General features: G+C 42.9%; 21 protein-coding genes. 16 read left to right on the forward strand and 5 right to left on the reverse strand.

All coding sequences use genetic code 11. The features are described from left to right. Nucleotides 1-707: 707 nt before the first annotated feature. The 13 genes from M2470_RS11335 (at nt 708) to M2470_RS11395 (ending at nt 15,246) form a co-directional block, all read left to right on the forward strand. Nucleotides 708-1,874, forward strand: coding sequence for a Gfo/Idh/MocA family oxidoreductase (locus M2470_RS11335; RefSeq protein ID WP_280745232.1), 1,167 nt, complete (start codon nt 708-710; stop codon nt 1,872-1,874). 145 nt (nt 1,875-2,019) lie between these two features. After that, on the forward strand, nt 2,020-3,600 hold the full coding sequence (locus M2470_RS11340; protein ID WP_280745231.1) for an SUMF1/EgtB/PvdO family nonheme iron enzyme: 1,581 nt from the start codon (nt 2,020-2,022) through the stop codon (nt 3,598-3,600). A 34-nt stretch (nt 3,601-3,634) separates the two neighbouring features. Beyond that, nucleotides 3,635-5,035: a Gfo/Idh/MocA family oxidoreductase gene (locus tag M2470_RS11345; protein ID WP_280745230.1), complete on the forward strand. Its 1,401-nt coding sequence runs from the start codon at nt 3,635-3,637 to the stop codon at nt 5,033-5,035. Between the two features lie 3 nt (nt 5,036-5,038). After that, nucleotides 5,039-5,980 carry a sugar phosphate isomerase/epimerase gene (locus M2470_RS11350; RefSeq protein ID WP_280745229.1) on the forward strand — a complete coding sequence of 314 codons (942 nt, stop codon included), beginning with the start codon at nt 5,039-5,041 and terminating at the stop codon, nt 5,978-5,980. Between the two features lie 22 nt (nt 5,981-6,002). Continuing rightward, entirely contained in the window at nt 6,003-6,677 is a 675-nt protein-coding gene (locus tag M2470_RS11355; RefSeq protein ID WP_280745240.1) for a helix-turn-helix transcriptional regulator, read from the forward strand. A gap of 7 nt (nt 6,678-6,684) precedes the next feature. Next, entirely contained in the window at nt 6,685-7,257 is a 573-nt protein-coding gene (locus M2470_RS11360; protein WP_280745228.1) for a LuxR C-terminal-related transcriptional regulator, read from the forward strand. Nucleotides 7,258-7,341: 84 nt separating this feature from the next. Continuing rightward, complete coding sequence (locus M2470_RS11365; RefSeq protein ID WP_280745227.1) at nt 7,342-9,675, forward strand: TonB-dependent receptor; 2,334 nt, start codon at nt 7,342-7,344, stop codon at nt 9,673-9,675. A 77-nt stretch (nt 9,676-9,752) separates the two neighbouring features. Further along, nucleotides 9,753-10,145 carry a DUF2007 domain-containing protein gene (locus M2470_RS11370; RefSeq protein WP_280745226.1) on the forward strand — a complete coding sequence of 131 codons (393 nt, stop codon included), beginning with the start codon at nt 9,753-9,755 and terminating at the stop codon, nt 10,143-10,145. 12 nt (nt 10,146-10,157) lie between these two features. Next, entirely contained in the window at nt 10,158-10,340 is a 183-nt protein-coding gene (locus M2470_RS11375) for a hypothetical protein (RefSeq protein WP_280745225.1), read from the forward strand. A 165-nt stretch (nt 10,341-10,505) separates the two neighbouring features. Further along, nucleotides 10,506-11,840, forward strand: coding sequence for an NADP-specific glutamate dehydrogenase (locus M2470_RS11380; protein WP_280745224.1), 1,335 nt, complete (start codon nt 10,506-10,508; stop codon nt 11,838-11,840). Between the two features lie 240 nt (nt 11,841-12,080). Continuing rightward, the gene (locus M2470_RS11385; RefSeq protein ID WP_280745223.1) at nt 12,081-13,511 is read left to right on the forward strand and encodes an RNase adapter RapZ; all 1,431 of its coding nucleotides are present in this window, start codon (nt 12,081-12,083) and stop codon (nt 13,509-13,511) included. Then, entirely contained in the window at nt 13,508-14,245 is a 738-nt protein-coding gene (locus M2470_RS11390; protein WP_280745222.1) for a nucleotidyltransferase family protein, read from the forward strand. The genes M2470_RS11385 and M2470_RS11390 overlap by 4 nt, the downstream gene beginning before the upstream one ends. Before the next feature lie 17 nt (nt 14,246-14,262). Then, a complete protein-coding gene (locus M2470_RS11395) occupies nt 14,263-15,246 on the forward strand; it encodes a metallophosphoesterase family protein (protein WP_280745221.1) in 984 nt (327 codons plus the stop codon). On the opposite strand, the gene cobS is transcribed toward M2470_RS11395, so the two are convergent. The 5 genes from cobS to M2470_RS11420 form a co-directional block, all read right to left on the reverse strand. Beyond that, a complete protein-coding gene (gene cobS, locus M2470_RS11400) occupies nt 15,236-15,988 on the reverse strand; it encodes an adenosylcobinamide-GDP ribazoletransferase (RefSeq protein WP_280745220.1) in 753 nt (250 codons plus the stop codon). The two genes, M2470_RS11395 and cobS, sit on opposite strands and share 11 nt — an antisense overlap. 1 nt (nt 15,989) lies before the next feature. Further along, nucleotides 15,990-17,027 (reverse strand): nicotinate-nucleotide--dimethylbenzimidazole phosphoribosyltransferase, encoded by a 1,038-nt coding sequence (cobT, locus tag M2470_RS11405; protein ID WP_280745219.1) that lies wholly within the window; start codon nt 17,025-17,027, stop codon nt 15,990-15,992. Continuing rightward, on the reverse strand, nt 17,027-17,536 hold the full coding sequence (locus M2470_RS11410; protein WP_280745218.1) for a bifunctional adenosylcobinamide kinase/adenosylcobinamide-phosphate guanylyltransferase: 510 nt from the start codon (nt 17,534-17,536) through the stop codon (nt 17,027-17,029). The genes cobT and M2470_RS11410 overlap by 1 nt, the downstream gene beginning before the upstream one ends. Further along, nucleotides 17,536-18,450 carry an adenosylcobinamide-phosphate synthase CbiB gene (gene cbiB, locus M2470_RS11415; RefSeq protein ID WP_280745217.1) on the reverse strand — a complete coding sequence of 305 codons (915 nt, stop codon included), beginning with the start codon at nt 18,448-18,450 and terminating at the stop codon, nt 17,536-17,538. The genes M2470_RS11410 and cbiB overlap by 1 nt, the downstream gene beginning before the upstream one ends. 163 nt (nt 18,451-18,613) lie before the next feature. Continuing rightward, nucleotides 18,614-21,433 carry a TonB-dependent receptor gene (locus M2470_RS11420; protein ID WP_280745216.1) on the reverse strand — a complete coding sequence of 940 codons (2,820 nt, stop codon included), beginning with the start codon at nt 21,431-21,433 and terminating at the stop codon, nt 18,614-18,616. A gap of 375 nt (nt 21,434-21,808) precedes the next feature. Here M2470_RS11420 and M2470_RS11425 point away from each other — a divergent pair, with 375 nt between their 5' ends. The 3 genes from M2470_RS11425 to M2470_RS11435 all read left to right on the forward strand — a co-directional run bounded on the left by M2470_RS11425 (nt 21,809) and on the right by M2470_RS11435 (nt 26,878). After that, entirely contained in the window at nt 21,809-22,390 is a 582-nt protein-coding gene (locus M2470_RS11425; protein ID WP_280745215.1) for an RNA polymerase sigma-70 factor, read from the forward strand. A gap of 50 nt (nt 22,391-22,440) precedes the next feature. After that, the gene (locus M2470_RS11430) at nt 22,441-23,340 is read left to right on the forward strand and encodes a FecR domain-containing protein (protein WP_280745214.1); all 900 of its coding nucleotides are present in this window, start codon (nt 22,441-22,443) and stop codon (nt 23,338-23,340) included. A 199-nt stretch (nt 23,341-23,539) separates the two neighbouring features. Beyond that, a complete protein-coding gene (locus tag M2470_RS11435) occupies nt 23,540-26,878 on the forward strand; it encodes a TonB-dependent receptor (RefSeq protein ID WP_280745213.1) in 3,339 nt (1,112 codons plus the stop codon). Nucleotides 26,879-26,895: the final 17 nt, after the last annotated feature.

The raw sequence follows: 26,895 nt of genomic DNA on the forward strand, positions 1-26,895 counted from the left end.
GCGGGTGCAAAGGTAAAACAACACTTCGCATATTCCAAATATTATTGCAACTTTTTTCTGAAAAAATGCAACCGGAAAAATGTTGCGCGTACATAATTATTATCTATAAGGGAAAATCAGAGGAATAATTATAAACCTTTTCTGGCAGTACACTGCAAAAGCGGCTTCGAGCGTTCAGGAATATCCAAAAGAACGTTTGTTTTTACTAGAGAGAGTTGCTGGGTCACAACTGTGACCCACGTGGTTCACAGCCGTCGACCACCTGAGTCACAACTGTCGACCAGCTGGGTCCGGCTGTCGACCACGTGGACCATATACGTAACCCAGTAACTTTCTGCTAACACAAAAAAAAGAGAAAAACGATTGTAAATACGAACTTATAGGTGTAGTCTGTTTCTTATTTTGCCAAAAAATAAAAAAAATCCCTCTTCGCTTATTGTATATAACAGCAAGCTCAAAACGCATGAAGGGGTTTTAAATGAAACACCCGTGCAATTTTCACTTCATGTAAAACAATGCTATTATCCAATAGATGTGAACAAAAATACTGTTATGCCATATGAATATTTTTCCTATATTTGACGGACGAATTCTGAAGTTATGCTTTAGCACTTATTCATCGTATGGTGTAAGTATACTATGTTATTTATTGAGTAAAAACTTGTCAACTAATCAAAAATCATAATATTAACCTAAAATTTAAGAGGATGACAAACAGAAAGCTAAGGATGGGAATGGTAGGTGGTGGTAGCGATGCGTTTATCGGAGCAATCCACCGGTGTGCCGCGTTTATGGATAATCAAATCGAATTGGTTTGCGGTTGCTTTAGTGTGAATCCCGAAATATCATTGAGCTCCGGGCGTTCTTACTTCCTTCCCGAAGATCGGGTTTACAAAACATACCAGGAAATGTTTGAACACGAAATGACTCTCCCCGAAGGTGAGCGCATGGATTTCGTAACAATCGTAACCCCTAATAAATGGCATTTTGAACCTGCTATGATGGCACTGGAAAGAGGGTTTCATGTGGTAGTAGACAAGCCAATAACCTTCTCTTTGGAAGAGGCTAAACTTTTGGAAAAGAAAGTAGAAGAAACCGGTCTGATTCTGGCTCTTACTCATGTTTACTCGGGTTATCCGGCTGTAAAAGAAGCAAGAGACAGAGTTGCTAAAGGCGAATTCGGTAAGCTACGTCGCGTATACGTAGAATATACACAAGGATGGCTATCCGAAAGAATTGAGCTACAAGGTGGTAACAATGCAGGTTGGCGTACAGACCCCAAACGCTCGGGAAAAGCCGGTGCTGTTGGTGATATAGGAACACACGCCTGGCATTTGAGTGAATACATTACAGGTCTGAAAGTAACCGAATTATGTGCCGATTTGAAAGCTTTTGCACCCGGACGTCCGATAGACGATGACGGAGCAGCTTTCTTGCGCTATGAAAAAGGTGTTACAGGCGTTCTGACCTGCACACAGATAGCTGCAGGTGAAGAAAACCACCTCTGCATCCGCGTATATGGAGAAAAGGGAGGTCTGGAATGGAATCAGGAAGAGCCAAACAGCCTCTATCTGAAATGGACCGATAAGCCGAAAGAAATCATCCGTATGGGCAATAATGGGTATATTGGTGATATTGCCAAATACAATAGCCGTACCCCGGGCGGGCACCCGGAAGGATTCATCGAGTCTTTTGCTAACATTTACAAGAATTTTGCGGCTACTGTACGGACTGTCAAGAACGGAGAAAAACCCTCTGGCAAGATGCTCGATTTCCCGACGGTTCATGAAGGAGTACGCGGTATGCAATTCATTGAAACGATGGTAGAAGCCGGCTACAATGACAAGCTGAAATGGCAAAAATGGATCGAATAATAATAAAAAGTGTAATCAGATAACATTATTCGTTAAATAGCATAATCTTTTTTCGCTTTGTAAAGAAGATTATGCTACTTTTATTGCCGATTTAATAATCAATTAATACTTATACGAAAAAAAGTTGACCATACTGACAAAATTGATGATGAGAAAATCTAATCGCTATTCTGCTTCAGAGAAAAAAAATATCTTTAAGAAGAAATCATTCTTCTTACTTTTGGGATTAATCCTGGGTGCGGGCTGTATTGTAGCCCTTTATTTAACGTCTGTGTATTTCTCCACAGATGAGTCGTGTATGATGTGCCATGTGCACCCGCATGTAGAAGATAGCTGGAAACTATCCAAACATATGAACAACGGGAGCGGTACCAAAACGCATTGCGTGGCTTGCCACCTTCCTCCCCAAAGTCACACATGGGATCATTATACAGCAAAAGCCAAACTGGGCTTAAAGGATGTATGGGGTTATCTAACCAAAGACAGTGCCGATTTTGACTGGAACAGGATGTCGGAGCTAGAATATGCCGTTACTTACATACCTAATGAATCATGTAAAGAATGCCATCATAACTTATTCCCCGAAGGTATTACGGGAGATGGCATCACCGCTCACTTGTATTATGAAGAAAACGAGAAAAAACTAGACCTGCAGTGTATCAGCTGCCACCTGGATGCCGGGCACTACAACCCCAATTACAGTCATGGAAAACTTACGGGTATTCCGGGCGTTTCTTCCGGATCGGGAGCTGTAGACACAAGCCTTTACTTTAAAGCGTCTACAGTTGTTACTTCATTCAACAATTATACTGAACAAATACCCGGTACCCCCGTGACATTCAATATGATTGCCATACCCGGCGGAACCTTTAAGATGGGTAGTACGGAAAAAGAATCGTTCCATAAACCGGACGAATCACCGATACGTAATGTAACGCTTAGTCCGTTCTTTATGGCCGAAGTTGAAGTAACCTGGGATCAGTTCTGGGCTTTCTATGCTAATACGATGAGTGAAGGGCGTACCCCTCCTGAAGCAGTATATGCCAATAACAGCAATCCGGACGTAGATGCTATCTCCGGTCCTACCCCACCATTCGGATTCCCTGATCAGGGCTGGGGTTCGGGAGACCGTCCGGCTATTACCATCACCCACTATGCAGCTGAAACCTTCTGCCAATGGTTATCGAAAAAAACCGGCAAAAAATACCGTTTGCCTACAGAAGCCGAATGGGAATATGCAGCACGTGGTGGCAGCGAAACACCTTATTTCTTTGCCGGTGATCCTAAGAAATTCTCGGATCAGGGCTTTTGGCGTAAGTTCTTCGATGCAGATACTGATTCCATCAGCTCATATGTAATTTACAGTAAAAATAGTAAAAATAAAACACAGGAACCATCGGCTGTTAAGCCTAATCCGTTCGGTTTAAAGAACATGCTGGGTAATGTTATGGAATATTGTGCCGACAAATACGATCCAGAAGCATACAGTAAAGGAGGAGAAAGTGTTGTGGATCCGTTGGTAACGGAAGGAACCGAGTGGGTTGTACGTGGAGGTAACTATACATCTGATGCTGCAGATTTGCGTTCGGCAGCCCGTGATTACACGAAGCATGAAGCGTGGTTGAAAACCGACCCGCAGCAACCTAAAAGTATCTGGTGGTACTCTGATATTCGCGGAATCGGCTTCCGTGTAGTATGCGAACCGGATGCATCCATAGCCAAGTAGGCATTTTTACTCATATAATATAAAAAGAAATATCATGAAAAAAGAAAACAGCATCAGCAGAAGGTCATTCTTAAAAAGCTCAGCAATGGCTGGAGCAGTAGGTGCTATCGGAACTGGTAGTGCAGCCGTTCTTACCTCTTGTGGAGGTGGCGCTTCTGGTGAAAAAGCCGGAGCCGTTAAAGCACTGAAGGAACCGGGCACATATTATGTTCCCAACCTGGTAGATTTTGCTACCGACGGACAAGAATTAAAAGCAGGTATTATTGGTTGCGGTGGTCGTGGTTCAGGTGCTGCATTCGACTTTTTAAATGCTGCAAATGGTGTTACTGTCACAGCTTTAGCTGATACATTTAAAGATCGCGTAGACAGTCTAGCCGAAAAACTGAAAACAGAAAAAGGTATCGACATTCCTGAAAGCATGCGCTTTGTAGGACTTGATGCTTATAAACAAGTGATTGATAGCGGTGTGGATGTAGTTATTGTCGCTACTCCTCCTAATTTCCGCCCGACTCATTTCCAATATGCTACAGAAAAAGGTAAACATTCTTTCCTTGAAAAACCAATCTGTGTAGACCCTGTAGGATACCGTACAATCGTAGCTACTGCCAAACAAGCACAAGCCAAGAACCTGTGCGTGATTACAGGAACACAACGTCATCACCAACGCAACTATGTAGCTGCTTACCAGAAAGTAATGGAAGGTATGATCGGAGAAATCACAGGTGGTACGGTTTATTGGAATCAGTCTATGCTTTGGTTCCGCGAACGCCAGGCCGGTTGGAGCGATTGCGAATGGATGATACGTGACTGGGTAAACTGGAAATGGCTTTCCGGAGACCATATCGTAGAACAACATGTACACAATATAGATGTATTTACTTGGTTCAGTGGTTTAAAACCTAAAACAGCAGTAGGTTTTGGTTCTCGCCATCGCCGCGTTACAGGTGACCAGTATGACAATTTCAGTGTAGATTTTGAAATGGAAAACGGCATCCATATGCACAGTATGTGTCGCCAGATAGATGGTTGCGTAAATAATGTAAGCGAGTTTTTCCAGGGAACTAAAGGTACTTTGCAAATCAGTGCCGGAAACGATGCTGTGATCAAAGACCTTGCCGGTAACGAAATCTGGAAGTATGACTTCGAAGCAGAAAAAGCAAATACCAAACAACAGAATCCATATGTATTGGAGCATGTAAACTGGATCAACCACATCCGCAGCAAAAAGCCTATAGATCAAGCTTCTGAAACAGCTATTGCTTGTATGGCTGCAATTATGGGACGTGAGTCAGCTTATTCAGGCGAGATGTCTACATGGGATGCTATGACCACTTCTCCGCTGGATTATCTACCTAAGGATCTGAATCTGGGTAAAATGGACATGAGTGGATTTACAACTCTTGTTCCGGGCAAACCACGCGATCAAAAGAAATAAATTATGGCACTTGACAGAAGGAATTTCCTACGAACTTCTTTATCCGGTGCCGCTATAGCAACAATGAGCGGGACGGCTTTAGCCTCCTGCTCCGTTAAACCAACTTCGAACGAAGAAACCAAAAGCGGAAGTTGTTGCTCTAATAGTAAAGCCGAACTGAAGCTTTCCTTTCAGGAAGGTACGGCTCCCGGCAAGGACTTGAATGAAAAGTTCGATTATTTTGAAAAGCTAGGCATCGTTGGTTTTGAGCCGGGCGGCAAAGGACTTGCCGGACGTGTAAAAGAAATCAAAGAAGCATTGAACGGGCGAAACATCAAAGTGAGCGCTATTTGCGCCGGTTTCGACGGATTTATCCTTTCTACAGATCCGGCAATCCGCAAACAATGCACAGACACCATGAATGAGATCATTGCTGCCGCAGGCGAATTAGGCTCTACAGGTGTTATTATTGTGCCAGCCTTCAATCATCAGACTCCCGTTATGCCACATACACAGGAAACACGTGATTTCTTGTGTGAGCAATTCGATATCATGGGAACATATGCCCGTGAACACGGAACAACTGTGATTCTGGAACCCCTGAACAGAAAAGAAGCTTTCTATCTGCGTCTGGTAGCCGATGCCGCGTCTATTTGCCGCGACATCAACAATCCGGGTGTTACCTGTTTGGGAGACTTCTGGCACATGACATGGGAAGAAACCTGTGACATGGGTGCTTTCCTCTCAGCCGGCAAATATCTGCAACATGTTCACATGGCCAGCCGCAAACGCCGCAGTATGCCTGGCGAAGACGGCGAAGCAGACAATTATGTAGCCGGATTTAAGGGATTAAAAATGCTGGGATACGATAAATATGTGAGCTTTGAATGTGGATGTCAAGGCGACCGGGAAGTAGTACTCCCCGCAGCAGTAGAACTATTGCGCAAACAGTGGGAAGAAGCCTGAAATGCCGTTAGTATACTCTAATATGCAAATGAGTGGAGTGGTAGAAGAATACCCTTCACTCATTCCTGTTATCAACCGGTTTGGAATCCGTTTGGGATTGGGTGACCAGTCTGTTCAGGAGCTCTGTGGTACCTATTCTCTGGATACGGATTTCTTTCTGACAGTGATAAATACCTTCCTGAATGAAGAGTATTTTCCGGAAAAGAAACTGCAATCGTTCCACACATCACAAATTATTGATTATCTGCAAAAGACCAATCATTTTTACAGGCAGAATCAATTACCCAACATAGAGCGCCATCTCAGTTACTTCATCAAAGGAAGTACCGGGAATCAGTCTCTTTCCTTAATTGGAGACTTCTTTGCCAAATTCAAAAAGGAATTTGAGTCACGTATTGAGTACGACGAGAAAACATGGTTTCCTTACTGTCTTGCACTGAATGACAAGCTGCAAAACGCTGCTCAAACAGTCTCCCCTCCTTCTCCTTTACAAAAAGAAGATAGCATCGAAGAAATGCTTGCCGACCTGAAAAAAATCATGGTGAAGCACCTTTCGGGACAATACGATGAAAACCTCTGCTATGCAGTTATTGTAGCGATAAACAATCTTCAGAAGGACATCAAGCAGCAAAACCGGATCCGCTACCGGATACTTGCTCCGATGGTAAACGCGATGGAAAACACTGCTAATAAGTAATTTGCAAATGCAAAAAACAAAGCAAATAGCCATCATCCTTCCAGACACCTTACAAAGTACCGGTCTGCAAAGCTTATTAACTGATTATTTCCCTCCGGTAGAGATAGCTTGCTTCAACAGCTACGAAAGCCTTATATCCGACGGAGTTGAGCATTTTGATTACTATTTCACACAAGCTGATGTATTTGTATTAAACACCGACTACTTTCTGCCCCGGCGCAGCAAGACTGTTATCCTGCTGGATAAAGAGATAGCCTGCCCGTCTTCCACCGGATATTACACTTTAAATATCTACGATTCGCAAGAACTGATTATAGAGCATTTGCAGGAAATTTTAGTAGCCGAAACAGTCCATACTACAGAGAAAAACAAAGAACTTTCATCCAGGGAAACCGATGTTCTGAAGCTAATCGTACAAGGAAGCACCAACAAAGATATTGCCGATAAGCTTCATATCAGCCTGAATACGGTTCTCTCCCACCGAAAGAATATCACTGCCAAACTCGGTATCAAAACAGTTTCCGGACTTACCTTTTATGCCATCATGAATGGCTTATTACCCTCTGATTTTATCGGATAACCAAAAAAATCACTACATCTAGTGATTGACTTAAAAAGAAGTTTATTGTTCCTTTGCCCTCATAAATCATATTAAAAGCAAACAATGAAGAGACCGTACCTTGCAGGGCTAATCACGATTAGTTTTTTGCTGAATTTACAGACAATCAAAGCTGACAATACCAATCCCAATGACACCATCAAAACGTATAACATTGATGAAGTAGTTGTATTATCGTCTACCAAAGAAACAAATACGTTACGGACTTTGCCGGGATCTGTATCCATTATCTCACCACAAGCCATCAATGGCAGGCAGATTGATGCCCTGAAAGATATCAGTTCTTTTGTTCCCAACTTATACATTCCGGACTATGGCGCCAAGCTGACGTCCGCCATCTATATCCGGGGTATCGGAGCTCGCAGTAGCGGACAATCGGTAGGCTTATATGTAGACAATGTGCCTTACCTGGATAAAAGCACATTCGACTTTGAGCTAACAGACATCCAACGGATCGAAGTACTCCGTGGCCCTCAGGGAACCCTTTACGGACGAAATGCCATGGGAGGAATTGTAAATATATACACACTTTCACCCTTTGACTACCAGGGGACGAAACTTGCCGTTTCAGCAGGAAATCACGGACAGTTTAAAACCAAAGCGTCTCATTATATGAAGATCGGAGACAAGGTAGGCATATCCCTCAGTGCTTATTATGACAGAAACGATGGGTACTTCACCAATACATACTCCGGAAAGAAAGCCGATCATGAAGAATCTGCAGGCGGACGCTTTAAATTAGACTGGCAAATAAATCCCAAATTGTTGGCTGCTTTCACCTTGTCTTACGATTATGTAGACCAGGGGGCATTTCCTTATGGATTATATCATAAAGAAACAGGCGTCATTGATCCTGTAAACATCAATGATTCTTGCTATTATACCCGTAATTTATTGACGAGTAGTTTGTTTCTGGAATACCGTACAAAGCAGTTTGCACTCAGCAGCACCACCGGTTTTCAGTATCTGGACGACGATATGCTGATGGACCAGGACTTTTCGCCCAAGTCTATCTTTACCCTCAACCAGCTTCAGAAGCAAAAGGTTATCAGCGAAGAAATCGCTATCAAAAGCCTGACAAAGAGCAACTATCAATGGTCTTTCGGAGCGTATGGATTCTATAACCAATTCGATACGGAAGGGCCTGTTACATTCAAAGAAGACGGCATAAAAGATGTTTTGCAACCTGTATTCAACAAGATAAAGAGCAGTAGCAATATGCCTTTCTTCCTGAGGATTATGGACGAACAGCTATACATACCCGGCTCCTTTGAGACGCCTTCGTATGGCTTTGCTCTGTTCCATCAGTCTACCTACAACAATCTGTTTACCGAAGGATTGTCTTTAACAGCTGGGATTCGCTTAGACTATGAAAAACAGGAGATGGACTACAAGTCGACAGCTACTATGCACATGGGCATGAGCCGTGACAGCGTAGGAGGTACAGTTGTAGAATTACCCGGTGGTAGCACGCCTTCCGTAATGGACGAACATACCTCCCAGGATTTCTGGCAGGTGTTACCCAAAGTGTCCCTGAAGTACGAATGTACACCCACTACCTTTACCTACCTGTCTGTAGCCAAAGGATATAAAACCGGAGGATATAACGTACAGATGTCGGCAGACCTGATGCAGAGCCAGATGCAGTACGACCTGATGTCGCAATATATGGGAGAAGAATACGCTGCCAGCTACAAGCCCCAGCCCATAGACGAGGTTACAGCCTATAAACCGGAGAAAAGCTGGAATTATGAATTAGGCATTCGCAGCGAACTAATTGACAGAAGGTTATCAACAGAACTTACGCTTTTCTACATGGATATAAAGGATATGCAGATCACGAAGTTTGTAGACAGCGGCAACGGGCGATACCTCTCTAATGCAGGAAAAGCCAGGAGTTATGGTGCGGAATTGTCTCTGCGAGCTCGTATTACTAACCAACTGACAGCTGATATCAACTACGGATTCACCCATGCCACATTCAGGGATTATATCTTTGAAGAGAAAGGAGATGATGGTATCATAAAGACAGACTGCGAGGGAAATTACATCCCCTATATCCCCCGCCATACGTTAAACATAGGACTGCAATATAACAAACTCTTCCGTAACGCATGGATCGACCAGTTTACAGCTTCCGCACAATTCAGCGGAACCGGAAATATCTACTGGTCGGAACTGAACGATATCAGCCAGAAGTTCTACGGCGTACTGAACGCCAAAGCAGGCATCCGGAAAGGGATTGTAAAGTTGGATGTGTGGGGCAGAAACATTTCCGACACCCAGTATGCCGCCTTTTACTTTGAATCCTTTGGCAATCCTTACATCCAGAAAGGGAAGCCCTTCCAGATAGGAGCCGAAATTTCCATCGCTTTCTAAAGCGTTAGATTGGTTGTTTGAATCATATTTTGTACATTTGTATAAAGAGGGATTCAAATATCCGATAAAAGAGACTCATGATGGATAAAATGGTAGAAATAGCCCGGTTTCAGTATCCAAGCCAGGCACAAACGTTGGTTGCTTTATTAAAGTCGGAAGGTATTGATTGTTATGTCAGGAATGAAGTAAGCAGTCAGGTAATGGCAGGATATGTCGATGTAGGCGGGGCACGTGTTGAATTATTGGAAAGCGAAGTATCCCGCGCCATTGAAATTATGAAAGCCAATGGTTACGAAATACCGGATGAAGACGAGCAAACAGAGCAAATCAAAGCCATATCTGGCTGGGCCAAACATATACCATTTCTTAAGAACCTCTCCCTGGAAAGACAAATCCTTTTCTTGCTATTACTTGTAGCCGTATGCGTCGGGCTGCTTGTTTTCATGGGTTCATTATTATCTCAAAATTGACAAAAACACAGAATGGCACGAAGAAAACTATCAAATAGTCAAATCGCATGCATTACCCTATTGTGGGGGTTCTTATGTTATATATTATTGACATACAGCGAAAAAATAGACTTCTATGTTATATTTTCCCTACTAGCCTCAGCTATCATTATATTTGTTACTATTTACAAGAATATCAAGAGTCGAGATAAATAACATTTCGTAGCATTTATGCACAAACAATGACGAAATGATATTTTTTTCACATTTTTGCTTTCAAATATTTTTATGTTTTGAAAAATAGCTTACCTTTGCATCACGTCAGAGATGACTTGTCGCAGATGACAATTTGGTATAATTTCTATATAAACAACAATTCTTATGAAGGCAAATGAAGTTTTAGATGACTTAAAAAGAAGGTTCCCCAATGAACCGGAGTATCATCAGGCAGTAGAAGAGGTATTAGAATCTATCGAAGAAGTTTACAACCAACATCCAGAATTTGAAAAAAACAATTTGATTGAGCGTTTGTGTATCGCCGACCGTATTTTTTCTTTCCGTGTTACATGGGCGGATGATAAAGGACAGGTTCACACAAACATGGCCTATCGTGTACAACATAATAACGCAATCGGCCCGTACAAAGGAGGTATGCGTTTTCACGCTTCTGTAAATCCTTCTATTCTGAAGTTTCTTGCTTTTGAGCAAACATTTAAAAACTCATTAACCACCCTTCCGATGGGAGGTGGTAAAGGTGGTTCCGACTTCAATCCCAAAGGCAAATCCAATGCTGAAATCATGAGGTTCTGCCAGGCTTTCATGCTGGAATTGTGGCGTCATATAGGCCCGGAAACAGATGTTCCTGCAGGCGACATTGGCGTAGGCGGACGCGAAGTATCTTATATGTATGGGATGTATAAAAAACTGGCACGCGAAAACACCGGGACATTTACAGGCAAAGGGCTTGAATTTGGCGGTTCATTGATTCGCCCGGAAGCCACAGGCTATGGCAATGTGTACTTCCTGCTGGAGATGCTGAAAACCCGCAACATTGATATTAAAGGTAAAATAGTAGCTGTTTCCGGTTCCGGAAATGTGGCACAATATACAGTAGAGAAGCTGATTGAACTGGGAGCAAAACCTGTTACCATGTCAGATTCAAACGGTTACATCTACGATCCGGATGGTATCGACAGTGAAAAACTGGCTTATATAATGGAGCTAAAAAACCTGTATCGCGGACGTATCAAGGAATATGCCGAAAAATACAACTGCAAATACGTGGAAGGAGCTCGTCCGTGGAGTGAAAAATGTGATATCGCACTTCCAAGCGCCACACAGAACGAACTGACAGGAGATGACGCTAAGGCATTGTTGGCCAATGGCTGTATCGCCGTTTCCGAAGGAGCAAACATGCCCTCTACCCCTCAAGCTATAGAAGCCTTCCTGGCTGCCAAAATACTCTATGCTCCGGGTAAAGCAGCAAATGCCGGAGGAGTAGCCGTTTCCGGACTGGAAATGACACAAAATTCCATGAAGCTGAGCTGGACGCGTGAAGAGGTAGACAATAAACTGAAAAGTATCATGAACTCCATCCACAGTCAATGTACCACATACGGTAAGGGTGCCGACGGTTATGTAAACTACGTAAAAGGAGCAAATATTGCCGGATTTATGAAAGTTGCCAAAGCCATGATGGCACAAGGAATCATATAAGATAATAGGACGATTTTTTTATCATAAAAGAATCACGCCACATATGTAAAACGATCGATCCACATCTGTGTTTCGATCGTTTTACATATGTGGTTTGATCGCGTGACATATGTGGCGCGATTCTTTCGTCGCAAACATTTACTATACAATTCATTAGTTTTTGAGGCTTTAATTTTCGATCAATAACTATGAGGGATCATCTGAAAAAAGCGTATCTTAGCAGCCCATAAATGAGCATGAATGATTATTGACGAACTAAAAAAACTGTATTTCTCAAACACCGGATCTCAGCCTCAAGAAGTAACAGAGCTGCCATCATCAGGTTCAAATCGCCGTTATTTCCGTCTTGCGGGAGACAAGACTCTTATTGGAGTCAGCGGCACTTCCAAGGAGGAGAATGAGGCTTTTGTCTACATGGCAAACCACTTTCGCCAAAAGGGTCTGAATGTACCGGAAGTTTACAGCTTTTCCGACGATAAACTATATTATCTGCAGGAAGATCTGGGAGATACCTTATTATTCAATGCGATTGAAAAAGGACGTAAAAGTTGTGTGTTTGACGATAAAGAACGCCAACTGCTACATCAGACAATCACGCGCTTACCGGCTATGCAGATAAACGGAGCGGAAGGCTTCGACTTTTCCAAATGCTATCCGCAACCGGCATTCAATGAGCGCTCCATCCTTTGGGACTTAAATTATTTCAAATATTGCTTCTTGAAAGCAACCGGAATGGAGTTTCAGGAAGACAAACTGGAAGATGATTTCCAAAAGATGAGCGATGTATTGTTACGCGATTCGTCTAATACATTCCTATACAGGGATTTTCAGTCCCGTAACGTCATGATTAAAGACGATAAGCCTTGGTTTATTGACTTTCAGGGCGGACGTAAAGGCCCTGTTTATTACGACGTAGCCTCATTTTTATGGCAAGCAAAGGCACAATTCCCGGAAGAATTGAGAAATGAATTGCTGGATGCGTATATTGAGGCATTAAGCCAATATAAGCCGGTAGATAAAATATACTTTATCGAACAACTGCGCCATTTCGTACTTTTCCGTACACTACAGGTATTGGGAGCTTATGGGTTTCGCGGATACTTTGAGAAAAAACCTCATTTTATTCAAAGCGTGCCATTCGCCATTGCAAACTTACGCCAACTGCTCCGTGAGGACTATCCGGAGTATCCATACCTTTGTACAGTATTACGTGAACTTACCAACCTGAAGCAATTTTCCGACGATATCCGCAAGCGGATGCTGGAAGTGAAAATTGTCAGTTTTGCATATAAGAAAGGTATACCTAACGACCCGACCGGAAACGGTGGCGGATTTGTGTTTGATTGTCGCGCGATTAATAATCCCGGAAAATACGAGCGATACAATCATTTCACAGGATTGGATGAACCTGTTATCAACTTTCTGGAAAATGACGGAGAAATCACCCAATACCTCGAGCATGTCTACACCATAGTAGATGCTTCCGTTAAAAGATATCTGGACAGAGGGTTTACCAATCTGATGGTTTGCTTCGGATGTACCGGAGGACAACACCGTTCGGTGTATTCTGCCCAACATCTGGCCGAACACTTACATAATAAATTCAAGGTTAAAATACACTTGACTCACCGGGAGCAAAATATTGAACAAATTTACGACGCTGTATTATGAAAGCTATGATCCTTGCTGCCGGCATGGGAACACGCCTCATGCCGCTTACTGAAACTTTGCCGAAAGCACTTGTTCCTATCAACGGAAAACCAATGTTAGAACATTTAATCCTGAAGCTCAAAGCTGCCGGATTCCGTGAAATTATTATCAACATTCACCATTTTGGGGATCAAATCATTGAATTCCTGGATGCACATGAATATTTCGATATCAAAATTAAAATATCAGACGAAAGAGATTATTTACTTGACACCGGAGGTGCAATCAAGCATGCCGCCCAACTACTACAGGGCGAAGAACCATTCCTTGTACACAATGTAGATATTCTGTCGAATGTAGACCTGAAAGCGCTTTACGAGCATCATCTGGAAACAAACCCGTTGGCGACTTTACTTGTCAGCAAAAGAAATACATCCCGTTATCTCTTGTTTGACAAACAGCACAAACTATGCGCCTGGAGGAATCGTGATACCGGAGAGATCAAATCGTATTTTCCGGATCTTGATCCTAAAAAATACGAAGAATATGCTTTCGGTGGAGTACATGTTATTTCGCCTAAAATATTTGAGCAGATGGAAGAATGGACGGGTAAGTTCTCAATCATCAACTTCTACCTGTCTGTATCCACAAAGATGAATATACAGGCGTACCCTGCCAGGAACATCAGCCTGATCGATGTAGGAAACCCGGAAGGCTTAGCTAAGGCCGAAAAATGGATGCAATCTAAAATCTAATAAATAAACAAAAAACAATGAGATCACTGATTATATGCTTGGGTATACTATGTTGTGCCCTGGGAATGCAAGCCCAGCAGACAGCATTGAGCTTTAATGCCGAAGGTAAGTTTAAAATCGTACAATTCACTGATGTACATTATATTCACAACAATCCCAAATCAGATATTTCTCTTGAAAGGATCGATGAAGTTTTGAATGCCGAAAAACCGGATTTAGTGATACTCACTGGTGATATCATCTTTGGCAAACCCGCTGAAGAAGGCTTCCGGACAGTATTGAAGCTGGTTTCCGATCATAAAGTTCCTTTCGCCATAACCTTTGGCAATCATGATGATGAGCAGGGGCTAAGCCGTAAGGAATTATACGAGATAGCCAAAGGCATACCCTATAACGTTACCTCAACAACGGAAGGCCTATCCGGTGTTACCAACTTTATCCTCCCCATAAAGAACAAAAGCGGGAAAGAAGCTGCTATCATATATTGCCTGGACTCTCATGCATATTCGGGCATCAAAGGTATAGAAGGTTACGACTACATCAAGTTTGACCAAGTTCAATGGTACCGTCAGAAGAGTGCCGCTTATACCCAACAAAACGGTGGGAAACCAATCCCTTCTTTGGCTTTTTTCCATATTCCTTTTCCGGAATATAACCAGGCAGCAGCAGACGAAAATGCCATGATGATCGGAACCCGTAAAGAGAAAGCATGTGCCCCTCAGCTCAATTCGGGACTGTTCGCTTCGATGAAGGAAATGGGAGACATCATGGGCGTGTTTGTAGGGCACGACCATGATGACGACTATGCTGTGTACTGGAAAGGAATCTTACTGGCTTACGGACGTTACAGTGGCGGCGATACCGTTTACAACAACCTTGCCAACGGAGCCCGTGTTATCGAACTTACAGAAGGCACTGAGGGCTTTAAGACCTGGATTCACCTGAAAGATAATGAAATAATCAATCGCATAAGCTATCCTGCCGATTTCATCAAGCGATAGTCGTGTGTAGGATAAGGATACCCAGATAGAAGCTCAACTCACAAAAGAGGAAAGTAGCTCCACAACAATCGCCAGTATAGCCTTGTATCTTTTTCTTCATCAAGGAAGTAAGAAGAAACCAGACGATAACGGGCAGCACTATTGCCGGGAAATAAATCACATCGGGCATCAATAACAAAGGAATACACGCAAAAAGGAGGCAGAGGATATACTCTCCGGCAGACATGGGATTATATAGCGTTTTGCTTTTGGATTCTTCCACTTTACGAGCATAAGGCAAACGGTTGATGATCATCGCTGAAACTCCTTTGGCAAAAGGATCGCCGGCAAGGATCACACTTCCGGCTATTTCCAACGGCAAATGGCTCAGCAAAGTATAATACAAGCCAAAATAAAAGATCAACCCCACTACCCCATACGTCCCGATATGGGAATCTTTCATGATAGCAAGGATACGCTCCTGTGTTGCACCTCCGCCAAAACCATCCAGAAAATCGGCAAGTCCGTCCTCATGCAGACAGCCTGTTATCAACAACCGGCTTATCATAGCAAGAAGCAGGGCAACTCCATAAGGCAGGACAAGAGAAGTAGCAAACAAAACAAGCACCATACAGGCAGCCGTAAGCCACCCCGTTAGCGGCCAAAAAGGAAGTACCCGGCTAAAAGACGAAGAAGATACATTTGCCAAACGCCAGAAAGGCAAACGGGTAAAGAAAATAAAAGCTGCCAATAACTGCTGCATCTCAGAAGTACTTAGTAACAGAAGCCTTGGAGAAACTCGACATTTCATTCAGCATTCTGACAGCCGAATCCACAATAGGATAGGCACATATCGCACCACTTCCCTCTCCCAGGCGAAGTCCCAGGTTCAGCAGAGGGGTCGCATGCAGGATTTCGAGCAAAGCCTTATGCCCGGCCTCATCACCGCAATGCCCGTAAACACAATAAGAAAGCATCTCCGGATAGAGTCTGGAAGCTGCCAGTACGCAGTTTGTCATGATAAATCCATCAACCAGAATCAGCATTTTCAGCTCAGCAGCCCGAAGCATTCCTCCTACTGCCATCACCATCTCGTATCCGCCAAAATAACGCATTACATTCAATACACTACGATCTCCTTTGTAGTTATCAAGAGCCTCCTGCAAGACATTAAGTTTGTGACGAATACCATCCGTATTCAAGCCACTTCCGGCACCTACACAATCCGGCAGAGACAGACCTGTCAGACAGGTCATCCACATACTCGAAGCTGCTGTATTAGCAATCCCCATCTCTCCAAAGCTGATCACGTTTGTCCCTTTATGGAAACAGTCTGTTACTACATCTGCACCTGCTTGAAGCGCCTGTTCCATCTCGGCAATCGTCATAGCTGCCTCATAACGAAAGTTGCGGGTACCTTTCCTTATCTTTCTATTCGCAGAAAGGATGTTGGAGGGGAAATCATAATCAATACCGGCATCTATCACTTTTAGGGTAAAGCCATGCTGGCGCGCCAGAAAACAAATACCGGCTCCTCCTTCCAGAAAGTTATACACCATTTGGCGGGTCACCTCTTTGGGTGAAGCGCTCACACCTTCGTCTGCTATTCCATGATCGCCGGCAAAAATAATATTCACCGGTTTGCGCAAGGAAGGAGAAAAGCTTTGTTGGATAAGCCCTATCTGCAGGGCAAGAGATTCCAGTGTTCCGAGTGATCCTTTGGGTTTTGTCAGATCATCTATCTTCGCTTGCAATGCCGCAGCCATCGCTGTATCCGGACTTTCTATAGAGAATGTTATCATTATTTTATTGTTAATGGTATACCACTTATCATAGCTATTACCTCATCGGCACGGGAGGCTACAAACTGGTTTAGCCAGCCCTGCAGATCAGTAAACTTACGTTGCAACTCATTGACAGAAGTACCTCCCCAGCCTATTTCATTCGTGATAAAGATAAAATAGGCGTCTTGTCGGGTAAAGAGGTCAAACTCTTCTTTGAGCAAGGATAAGGCTTCTGCAACATTTCCGTCATTATCGTAAAAGAAGTTGGTTGCCCAAAGGGTCAGGCAGTCTATTACTACAACCCGTCCTTCTAACGAATGCTTGCTCAGCTGCTTTTCTTCCTCTATATTGGTCCATTCGGAGCCTCGGTCTTGTTGGTGCCTTTCAATCCTCTGCCGATGTTCTTCGTCCCATATGCGGGAGGTGGCCAGATATACCGGATTACTACTTTGTTGCAAGGCAAGCTGTTGTGCATAACTGCTTTTGCCAGAACGCTGTCCACCAGTTATAAGGATTATTCGCTTCATCAGACAAGATAGGGAAAACCGGTTAGTAAGACTAATACAACGATGATCCCCATGGTAAGCTCCGTATTGTTATTTACCTGGATCGCCCGCTGCAGATCGTGCCAGTTAAACGGCCGCTCGTTCACTCCGATATAGGGTTTCTCTACCGAACGGCCAAAATAGTCGTGTGTCCCACCGAAACGGCAATCCAGGATTGCAGCCAAAGCAGCTTCGGGGTAGCCGGCATTAGGGCTCTCATGTGCCGTCCCAAAACGGTGAAGGAAGCCTCTTTTATTCCAGTTTCCCGAAACAAACAACATCATATAAGCAGTCAAGCGGGCAGGAACATAGTTTGCCACATCATCTATCCGGGCAGCCGTAGCGCCAAATTCGATATAGCGTTCGGTCTTATAGCCTATCATTGAGTCGAGGGTATTTATCATTTTATACGCCAGCATGCCGGGCAAGCCCAGCAATGCAAACCAGAACAAAGGTGCAATAACGCCATCGCTCAGGTTCTCAGCCAACGACTCCAATGCTGCTGTCTTTATTTCATGAGGGGAAAGATTGGATGTATCCCGGCCTACAATGCGCGAAAGACGTATGCGTCCTTCCTCTACATTTCTGTCAACAGCCTCAAACACAGCCTGCACCTCCGTCATCAAAGTCTTACCGGATAAACAATAGAAAACGCCGACACCTATCAAAACAGCCTCCAATTGAAGATGTATTCTGGCGGCAATAGCTAAAAAGCCTGCACAAATACAATACGTAGCTACAATTAATAGACCCGAGAAAAGCATCCCTTTGTGCATACGATTCTCTCCCTTATTAAACTCCTTCTCGCCGGCGGAAATCAGCTTCCCAAACAGAACCACAGGATGTGGCCAACCCTCCGGATCACCAATCAGGCGATCAAGCAACCAGCCTCCCATGAAAGGAAGAATATTTAGTAGACTTAATGGATTCAATAGACTTAATAAATTCAATAAACGTAATAGACCTAATAAACTTAATGAATTACAAATTTAATCAATTTATTCCATTAAGTCCATTAAGTCTACTAAGTTTATTAGGTCTATTAAGTTTATTAAGCCCTTAGAAACGCATAGGTGGAGGGCCGCCATGACCGCCCGGTCCGCGACGTCCGCGCATGGCATCTGAAGCCGTGGCTCCGCCTTTGAAGATGCTGAAGCGATAGACAAAGTGTACCATGAAGTAGCTGCTCAGCGTATTGTAGCTTGAATAGGTATATCCTTCGCTATTGATCTGCTGAGTGATACCACTGCGTTGTTGAAGGATATCGTATATCTTAAAGCGTAAAGTTGCTTGTTTGCCCTTCAGGAAAGACTTGGAAGCCGAAGCATTCCAGATGACTTCGTTTTGGTCATATCCGGCTTGGTATCCGGAGTTGGTAGACCAGTTGATATCACTTTCAATCTTAAAATCGTATGGGAGATAAAGAACGGTTGTTCCTCCTACCCCATAGTTGAAAGTACTTACATTATTCTTAGGCTGCAATGAGTAATCGGCCTTGTTATACCGGATATTCCCGTTTAAGCCTAAGTCTATGACATTGGAACGGAAATCAATACCCCCACGTTCCATTAAAGTAAGACTCTTGTTTACGTTTTTCTGACTGTCGATAAAGGAGTTATTGTTTGAATAACTAGCCATTGACATGGAGTTTATCGTAAACTTCTTATTCTTTAAAGGTGTGTTGAACATAAAGCGGAAATTGCCTCTATAGTTGCCGTCTGTATTCCGGTAAGTCGTTTCCCTTCTACCCCCTTCCAGGTTCCTGATGTCCGAGACGATCGCATTTACTACATAGTTACCATCGGCCATCAACATAAATGCAGTCTGTTTTTCCGGCAGAAATTTCTGAAAACGAATAAAGAGGTTGTTGGTATAATACGGCTTCAGATCCGGATTACCGATGATTGTATTATTAGGATTCGATACATTGGCTACAGGCTGCAACTGTGTCATACTGGGCTGACTGGTACGTCCGTTATAGTCTACCCGCAGATTTGTTTGCTTATTATGTATGTAGTTGAACTGAGCCATTGGCGACAGGTTCACCACATTCTGAGAGATAGACGATAAAACAACATCCCCGATAAATGTCTCACTCTTATTATAAGAAGGGTCCAGATTCAGCCCCAATGTATAATTAAACTTCTGTCTTTGAGATTTGAAGCTCAGGCTGGCACGTTGTGTGATAAATTCGTTCCGGTAGCTCTGGCTATAGGCCGTATCCAATACAGTATATAAGCCCTGATCGTCTTTGGCATAGGTATATTTAAGTGCCTCTTGCTGGCGCTGGCTGAAACTGTAAGTTAGCTGCAAAAAGTTATTCCTGCCCAGCGGTTCTACCCAGGAGACATACGCCCGGTAGTTATACCCTTTGTTATTATATTGGTATTGCTGGTCTATCAACTTGTTTTGCTGATCACTTCCGAAATAATAGGTATTGGAATACTCGATGCCGTCTTCGTCGGAGTCACTATAACCTCCGGAGAAAGATCCACTCACTACCCGTCCTTCGCTATTCAGCTTACGGCTAACCTCCAAGCGAGCATCTACGTTATATCCGTTTCCATTGTCTGCCGTATAAGAGTCCCCCATATTCAGTGAATCCATAGAGGCTACATCCATGCCCCCTAAGCCTTGCAGGGTAACGTATTCTTCCGACGAATGGTTTTTGCTTTTGCTGTAACTAAAGTTCGGACGGAAAATAATACTTGTCAGCGTATCCGGCTTCCATTCCAAACGCAGGTTCGCACCTATATTATCCGACTTTCTGTTTCTGGAGCTCTCACTCTCTTGATACTGCGTGCTATCGTTGGCCTGTATCTTTTCTTCCCGGCTATTGCCGAAAAGGTCATTGTCGGAATGGCTGTAGCGGACATTTCCGTTCAGAGTCAGTTTCTTATTAAATTCTTTACTGAAGTTCATCCCTATGTTGCCCGACTGGGTAATCCCGCTGCTATTGCCGCCTCTGAAGCGAGGGCCTCCGCCACCTCCCATTCCCTGGAACATGGTAGATGCCAGGTCGGAAAATCCCATATTATTGGTATTGTTTACTCCTCCCATGATGGTAAACTGGTCACTGTTGTAGAAGCGGTTCACCATAAAGTTTCCTTCGTAGCGTTCTTCACTTCCGTATCCGGCAAAGGCATTACCGAACCAGCCCTGTTTCATTCCGGGTTTGACTGTCAGGTTGATAATGGTTTCTTCATTCCCGTCGTCAAATCCTGTCATCAGAGTCATATCACTTTTCTTGTCCAATACCTGCAATTTGTCTATCATATTAGCAGGTAGGTTCTTGGATGCCACTTTGGGGTCATCGGAAAAGAATTCTTTTCCATCCACCATTACCTTCTTTATCTCCTTCCCGTTTACGGTGATTTTTCCTTCGCTATCTACTTCTACTCCGGGCATTTTCTTCAATAGGTCTTCCAGTACCGAGCCTTCTGTTACCTTATACGAGTCGGCATTATACTCTATCGTGTCATTACGCACCACTACTTCTGCCGCCTTCCCTATCACAACTGCTTCACCCAAAAGGATAGAACCGTCACTCAGTTCCAGTTTACCAACATCCACTGAGGCTGTCCGCCCTGTTATCTGCAAAGGCTGATACAAGGGCTCAAAACCGATAAAAGAAATGTGAAGCAGATAATCTCCCGGCTTCACATTTTTAAGAGAAAAAGTCCCGTTACGCGAACTGGCTACTCCATTAATCATCGTACTATCCCTGACATTCAACAAGCGAACAGTGGCCTGCTCTACCGGAGTACTTGTACCTTCTTCAACCACTGTTCCTTTTATTTCCACACTTGCCCTTTGTGCCAAAGCCGGAAAAGAAACCAAAACAACCATCCACAAACAAAGGATTTTTCCTATTTTCATAAATAAAAGATTAAAAACTTATTGTCTCATTGAAAACCATCATGTGAATAGATAGACGATGAAAACATTCATTAGTTTAATAAGCCTTATTGTGATTTACATTTATTAACAACATATCTAATACTTTTGAAACTAAACATACCTAAAATTATTCTTTTCACAGCTGTGGGATAAGCATTTCGCACTTGTGAAAAGAAAGTTTCACAGCTGTTAAAAATACATTTCACAGCTGTAGAAAAAATAAAAAAAGACATTCTTCTGAAAAAATAAGTGAAACTCATTCACAAATGCGATACAAGTAACACTTTCACGCACCAATTTTGTTACATTTGCTCTAGGTTCAGACAATATATATAAAACGAGCTCTATGTTCCAATGAAAACAAAGAATCTTTTACATTCAGTATCCAATGATGAACGAGGTTCTTTCGATGTGTTTTATCATACATATTATGAGCAGATTTTTCGTTTTGCTTATTACTTCCTGAAAGACAAAGAGTCTTGTAAAGAGGTTATTACAGACGTTTTCTATGCTGTTTGGCAATCAAGGAAACGCCTGAAAGATATTGAGAATATCGAAACTTACCTTTATATTGTCGTACGGAATGAAGTGGGCAGATATCAAAAACGCTACAATAACCCTTCACACACATCTTTGGACGAAATACCCATTCATCTGGAATTAAGTACAGATTCTTCGCCGGAAGATGACATTCAAAACAAAGAACTCGAACAAATACTAAGCAAAATAGTCAGCGAACTACCCGAAAAATGCCGGGTCATCTTTTTAATGACCTACAAAGAAGGTTTAAAAACCAAACAGATAGCCGAAATCCTTTCTATAAAGGAAAGCACCGTTAGGGTACAAATGAAAATAGCGACAGATAAGATCGTAGAAGCCGTTAAACCTTATTTTCCTTATTTTACGTTAGCGATTTTAACATACATTTGCAAATAAAACCCAATTTTCGCTTAAACGAAAAGCCCTTATCATTACTCCTCTCTATAATGACAGATAAAGAAAATAAACATAAAACACTTCATGAATGGCTGGAACAGATAGATCTTTCTCCCCAGGTTACGGCTATGGGCGAAGATATAAAAGAACCTGTTCTGAAACAACTCAACCAGCGTATAGACAAGGCTAAGCGCCGCTCGCTATGGATCAAAATGGCTTCTGTAGCCGCTTCGATTCTATTGTTGTTAGGTGTTACAAACTACGTTTCTTTTCAACAGGGATATAACAAACTGAACAGCCAGTTTGTAGAAATGAAAAATCCGCTGGGAATGCTTTCGTCCATTGAACTGTCAGACGGAACAAAAGTAACCCTTAATGCCGGAACCATCCTGAAATACCCGACAGCTTTTACCGATAAAGACAGGATAGTAGAAGTAGACGGAGAGGCTTACTTTGAGGTAGTTCACAACAAAAAACAACCTTTTATCGTAAAAGCGGATAATATTAATGTACGGGTATTGGGTACCAAGTTTAATGTAAAAGCCTACAAAGAAGAAAAGAATATAGAAGTAACCCTGGAGGAAGGCAGCATTGAAGTAGGCTTAAATAATCAGAAAAAGTATATCCGCGTTGATCCGGGACAGCAAGTACTCTATGATAAATTCAGGAATATATTCCAGAAAAAGCAGGTAGACTTAAACTATTATACAGCCTGGCGCGAAGGTAAATTTTATTTCAACAGTATGACATTTGAAGATATAGCCCGGCAATTGGAACGGCACTTCAATGTGCATATAAGCATATCGCCTGACAGGCTTAAAGAAATTATCTATACCGGAGATTTTGTGCGTCAGGAAAATCTGGAGCAGATACTCAGGGTAATGACAGCAGATAAACGAACTTATTATCAAATAGATGGAGATTTTATTCAAATATATGACAAAAAATAAAATAACAAACGTTTTTGCCTATGGAGCACGACTCATGATGAAAACAAATAAACGGAAAATGAGATCAACATTTCCCGTTTAAAATGACTTTAGTTTAATAACGTGATTACAAACCTAAAATCAGTACAAAAGTATGAATTTATTATCAATTAAAAGGCAACGTGTGCCTATTTGTTTCTCTAATAAACTCCTTAATATTATGAGATTGACTGTAATACTGTCTTTGTTAACCATTTTTTGTGCTTCTGCAGTAAATGGCTACTCGCAAAAAGCCGAGATCTCTCTGAATCTGCAGGATGTAACGTTAGAACAAGCGCTTAATGCTGTAAAACAGCAAAGCGAGTACTCTTTTTGGTACCGGAACGAGGAAATAAATCTGGACAAACTCCTCTCCGTACATATAGAAAAACAACCGATTAATAATGTAATGGACAACCTGTTGGCCGACCAGGGCGTGAATTATACGATAGATGACAAACATATCATCATCTATAAGAAAGCAGGAGAATCCAGCAACGTTCCGGCACGGCAACAAGACAAACGGATAACAGGTGTTATCGTTGATGAGTCAAACCTGCCGATCATTGGTGCCAACGTAATTGTAAAAGGAACAAGCCTGGGTACAATTACCGATATAGACGGGAAATTCTCACTGGAAGTTCCGGTGAATGCTATCCTGCAGGTTTCGTATATCGGGTATACCAGCAAGGAAGTAGCCGTTGGCAACCAAAGCACGCTGCGTATCATCCTGGAAGAAGATTCAAAAACCATTGACGAAGTGGTAATTATCGGCTATGGCTCTGTTAAGAAAAGTAACCTGACAGGTGCCGTATCGTCGATTAAAACAACTGAATTGCAACAAACGCCTATCACTTCAATCGACCAGGGGCTGGCAGGACGTGCTTCCGGGGTACAGGTAACTCAAACATCCGGTATGCCAGGCGCTGTAGCCTCTATCCGTGTTCGCGGTAGCAGTTCTTTGCAGGGAGGAAACGAACCCTTGTATGTAATAGATGGATTCCCCGTATACAGTGGCGGAGGCTTTGGTGAAACCGGAGGAAAAAGCCAGATGAGTGGACTGGCAACTGTAAACCCAGGCGACATTGAATCTATTGAAATTCTGAAAGATGCATCTGCTACCGCTATCTATGGAGCCCGTGCTGCCAATGGAGTAGTACTGGTAACCACCAAGAGCGGAAAAAAGGGACGTGATATCGTAACCTTCGAATCAAGCTGGGGTATCCAGAGTGTGGCAAAGAAAATTGACTTGATGAATGCACAAGAGTATGCCGCATTAATCAATGAAGCCTATACCAATGACGGATTGAGCCCATACTACAACGCGACTCAATTGGCTGAAATTGCCAAACTGGGCAAAGGTACAGACTGGCAGGATGAACTATTCCGTACGGCTCTGACACAAAGCTACCAGCTCTCTTTCTCCGGAGGGGATGAGAAAACAACCTATGCTATTTCCGGAGGCTACTTCGACCAGGAAGGTATCATTATCAACTCAGAATTTAAGCGGTATTCGCTTCGCCTGAACCTGGATCGCCAGATGTCTAAAACCTTTAAGGTAGGTACACATATGTCGGGTAGCCATACCATCAGCAAATCGCCTCCTACCGATGTGGGTGACAGGCTTGGTGTTATTACAGGAGCCATGAAAATGAGCCCGATTCAGCCTATTTACGAAAACGAAGAAACAGGCGAATATACACAGATGAATATTCCGGGGCTATTGATCGCAAACCCGATTGCTACGGCAAAAGAACAAATATACGACAACGCAACAACCCGCGTACTGGGTGATGTATATGCCGAGTGGGAATTCCTTCCGAACTTCAAAGCCAAAGTATCTGTAGGTACCGACGTTATGTATTTGAAGGCCAATCACTACACTCCGTCCAATATTTACCAGGCAATGGGTACGGCTACAGCCACGATCAATACATACCGCTCAATAAACTGGTTGAATGAAAACATTCTGACATGGAATAAGACAATCAACGACATTCACGACCTGAGCGTATTAGGTGGATTCACTATCCAGCGGAACAACGTAGAAACCGTTAAGGCTTCGTCTAAAGGCTTTGTTAATGATGTGATGAAATACAACAACTTGGGAGCGGCTTCTACCTATCTCAAACCGGAGTCTTCCGCTACACAGTGGAGCATTATGTCTTATCTGGCTCGTGTTAATTATTCGCTTTACGATAAGTATTTATTCTCTGTAAATGCGCGTATAGACGGTTCTTCCCGCTTTGGGGATAATAATAAATACGGATTCTTCCCTTCCGGTTCATTTGCCTGGAGACTGTCTGAAGAAGAGTTTATGGAAGCTACCCGTTCGGTTATCAGCAACCTGAAACTACGTACCAGCTACGGATTTACCGGAAATACGGAAATCGGTGTATATGAGTCTTTAGCTACACTGGGTAACAACAACTGGACCATAGGTAACGGCCTTGTATCCGGCTTCTATCCGAACAGAATACCGAACCCCGACCTGAAATGGGAAAAGACCGGACAATTCGACTTAGGAATTGACGTAGGGTTCGTTGATAATCGTTTCCGCATCACGGCTGACTATTACCGCAAGAAAACAACCGATCTGTTGTACAACGTAGCTATCCCTAATGCTTCGGGATACTCTTCTATGCTTAAAAATATCGGTAGTGTAGAGAACAAAGGGGTTGAACTATCGCTCGAAAGTGACAATGTGACCGGAATATTCAACTGGACAACAGCTTTCAACATCTCGTTCAACAGAAATAAAGTACTGGAACTTGGAGGTGAAGAATATAAAGAAATGGACGAAGGAGACGGGCACTTGAAAACTGGTTCTATCCGCCGCCTGGTAGTAGGTAAACCGATTGGTGTATTCTATGGCTACCGCTTTGACGGTATCTTCCAGAATGAAGCCGAATGCGCCGAACAAATCTCTTCTGCCTCTCCTATCGGTGTTGGCTTACGCAGATACAAAGACCTCAACGGCGACAATAAAGTAGATGCCAATAATGACCGTGAAATTCTGGGTGACTCTAATCCTAAGTTCTTTGGCGGTTTGACAAATACATTTGGTTATAAAGGTTTTGAGTTAAATGTATTCCTGCAATACTCGTACGGAAACAAGATATTCAATTACAATGCCATGGAGCTGGAAGCACCTACCGGAGGACAGAATGTGTATAAAGACCTCGTAAACCGCTGGACTCCTACAAATCCGAGCAACGAATATGCAAAGGCTTCTACCAATCGTAACTTATTGGTGAGTGACCGTTTTGTAGAAGATGGCTCATACTTGAAACTGAAAACATTATCTCTTTCTTACAGTTTCCCCAACCTGAAGTTTAAACACATCGGAGGATTACGCCTGTATGTAACGGCTCAGAACTTACTGACATGGACCGATTACAGAGGCTACGACCCGGAAGTAAGCTACCGTGGCGCTTCTACACTGGAAGCCGGTGAAGACTTTGGAGGTTATCCACAATCCAGAACATATATGTTTGGTGTTAAAATTGATATTAAATAACGTATGAATCGAAAGAC

Source organism: Parabacteroides sp. PH5-46 (assembly GCF_029892785.1).
GTDB lineage: Bacteria > Bacteroidota > Bacteroidia > Bacteroidales > Tannerellaceae > DFXE01.

Coding starts and splice junctions, on each gene's coding strand:
- M2470_RS11410 (WP_280745218.1), bottom strand. CDS start 17,536: ATGAAGCGAATAATCCTTATAACTGGTGGACAGCGTTCTGGCAAAAGC.
- M2470_RS11335 (WP_280745232.1), top strand. CDS start 708: ATGACAAACAGAAAGCTAAGGATGGGAATGGTAGGTGGTGGTAGCGAT.
- M2470_RS11360 (WP_280745228.1), top strand. CDS start 6,685: ATGCAAAAAACAAAGCAAATAGCCATCATCCTTCCAGACACCTTACAA.
- M2470_RS11345 (WP_280745230.1), top strand. CDS start 3,635: ATGAAAAAAGAAAACAGCATCAGCAGAAGGTCATTCTTAAAAAGCTCA.
- M2470_RS11425 (WP_280745215.1), top strand. CDS start 21,809: ATGAAAACAAAGAATCTTTTACATTCAGTATCCAATGATGAACGAGGT.
- M2470_RS11355 (WP_280745240.1), top strand. CDS start 6,003: ATGCAAATGAGTGGAGTGGTAGAAGAATACCCTTCACTCATTCCTGTT.
- M2470_RS11430 (WP_280745214.1), top strand. CDS start 22,441: ATGACAGATAAAGAAAATAAACATAAAACACTTCATGAATGGCTGGAA.
- cobT (WP_280745219.1), bottom strand. CDS start 17,027: ATGATAACATTCTCTATAGAAAGTCCGGATACAGCGATGGCTGCGGCA.
- M2470_RS11385 (WP_280745223.1), top strand. CDS start 12,081: ATGATTATTGACGAACTAAAAAAACTGTATTTCTCAAACACCGGATCT.
- cobS (WP_280745220.1), bottom strand. CDS start 15,988: ATGCAGCAGTTATTGGCAGCTTTTATTTTCTTTACCCGTTTGCCTTTC.
- M2470_RS11375 (WP_280745225.1), top strand. CDS start 10,158: ATGGCACGAAGAAAACTATCAAATAGTCAAATCGCATGCATTACCCTA.
- M2470_RS11435 (WP_280745213.1), top strand. CDS start 23,540: ATGAGATTGACTGTAATACTGTCTTTGTTAACCATTTTTTGTGCTTCT.
- cbiB (WP_280745217.1), bottom strand. CDS start 18,450: ATGGGAGGCTGGTTGCTTGATCGCCTGATTGGTGATCCGGAGGGTTGG.
- M2470_RS11340 (WP_280745231.1), top strand. CDS start 2,020: ATGATGAGAAAATCTAATCGCTATTCTGCTTCAGAGAAAAAAAATATC.
- M2470_RS11390 (WP_280745222.1), top strand. CDS start 13,508: ATGAAAGCTATGATCCTTGCTGCCGGCATGGGAACACGCCTCATGCCG.
- M2470_RS11380 (WP_280745224.1), top strand. CDS start 10,506: ATGAAGGCAAATGAAGTTTTAGATGACTTAAAAAGAAGGTTCCCCAAT.
- M2470_RS11420 (WP_280745216.1), bottom strand. CDS start 21,433: ATGAAAATAGGAAAAATCCTTTGTTTGTGGATGGTTGTTTTGGTTTCT.
- M2470_RS11350 (WP_280745229.1), top strand. CDS start 5,039: ATGGCACTTGACAGAAGGAATTTCCTACGAACTTCTTTATCCGGTGCC.
- M2470_RS11365 (WP_280745227.1), top strand. CDS start 7,342: ATGAAGAGACCGTACCTTGCAGGGCTAATCACGATTAGTTTTTTGCTG.
- M2470_RS11370 (WP_280745226.1), top strand. CDS start 9,753: ATGATGGATAAAATGGTAGAAATAGCCCGGTTTCAGTATCCAAGCCAG.
- M2470_RS11395 (WP_280745221.1), top strand. CDS start 14,263: ATGAGATCACTGATTATATGCTTGGGTATACTATGTTGTGCCCTGGGA.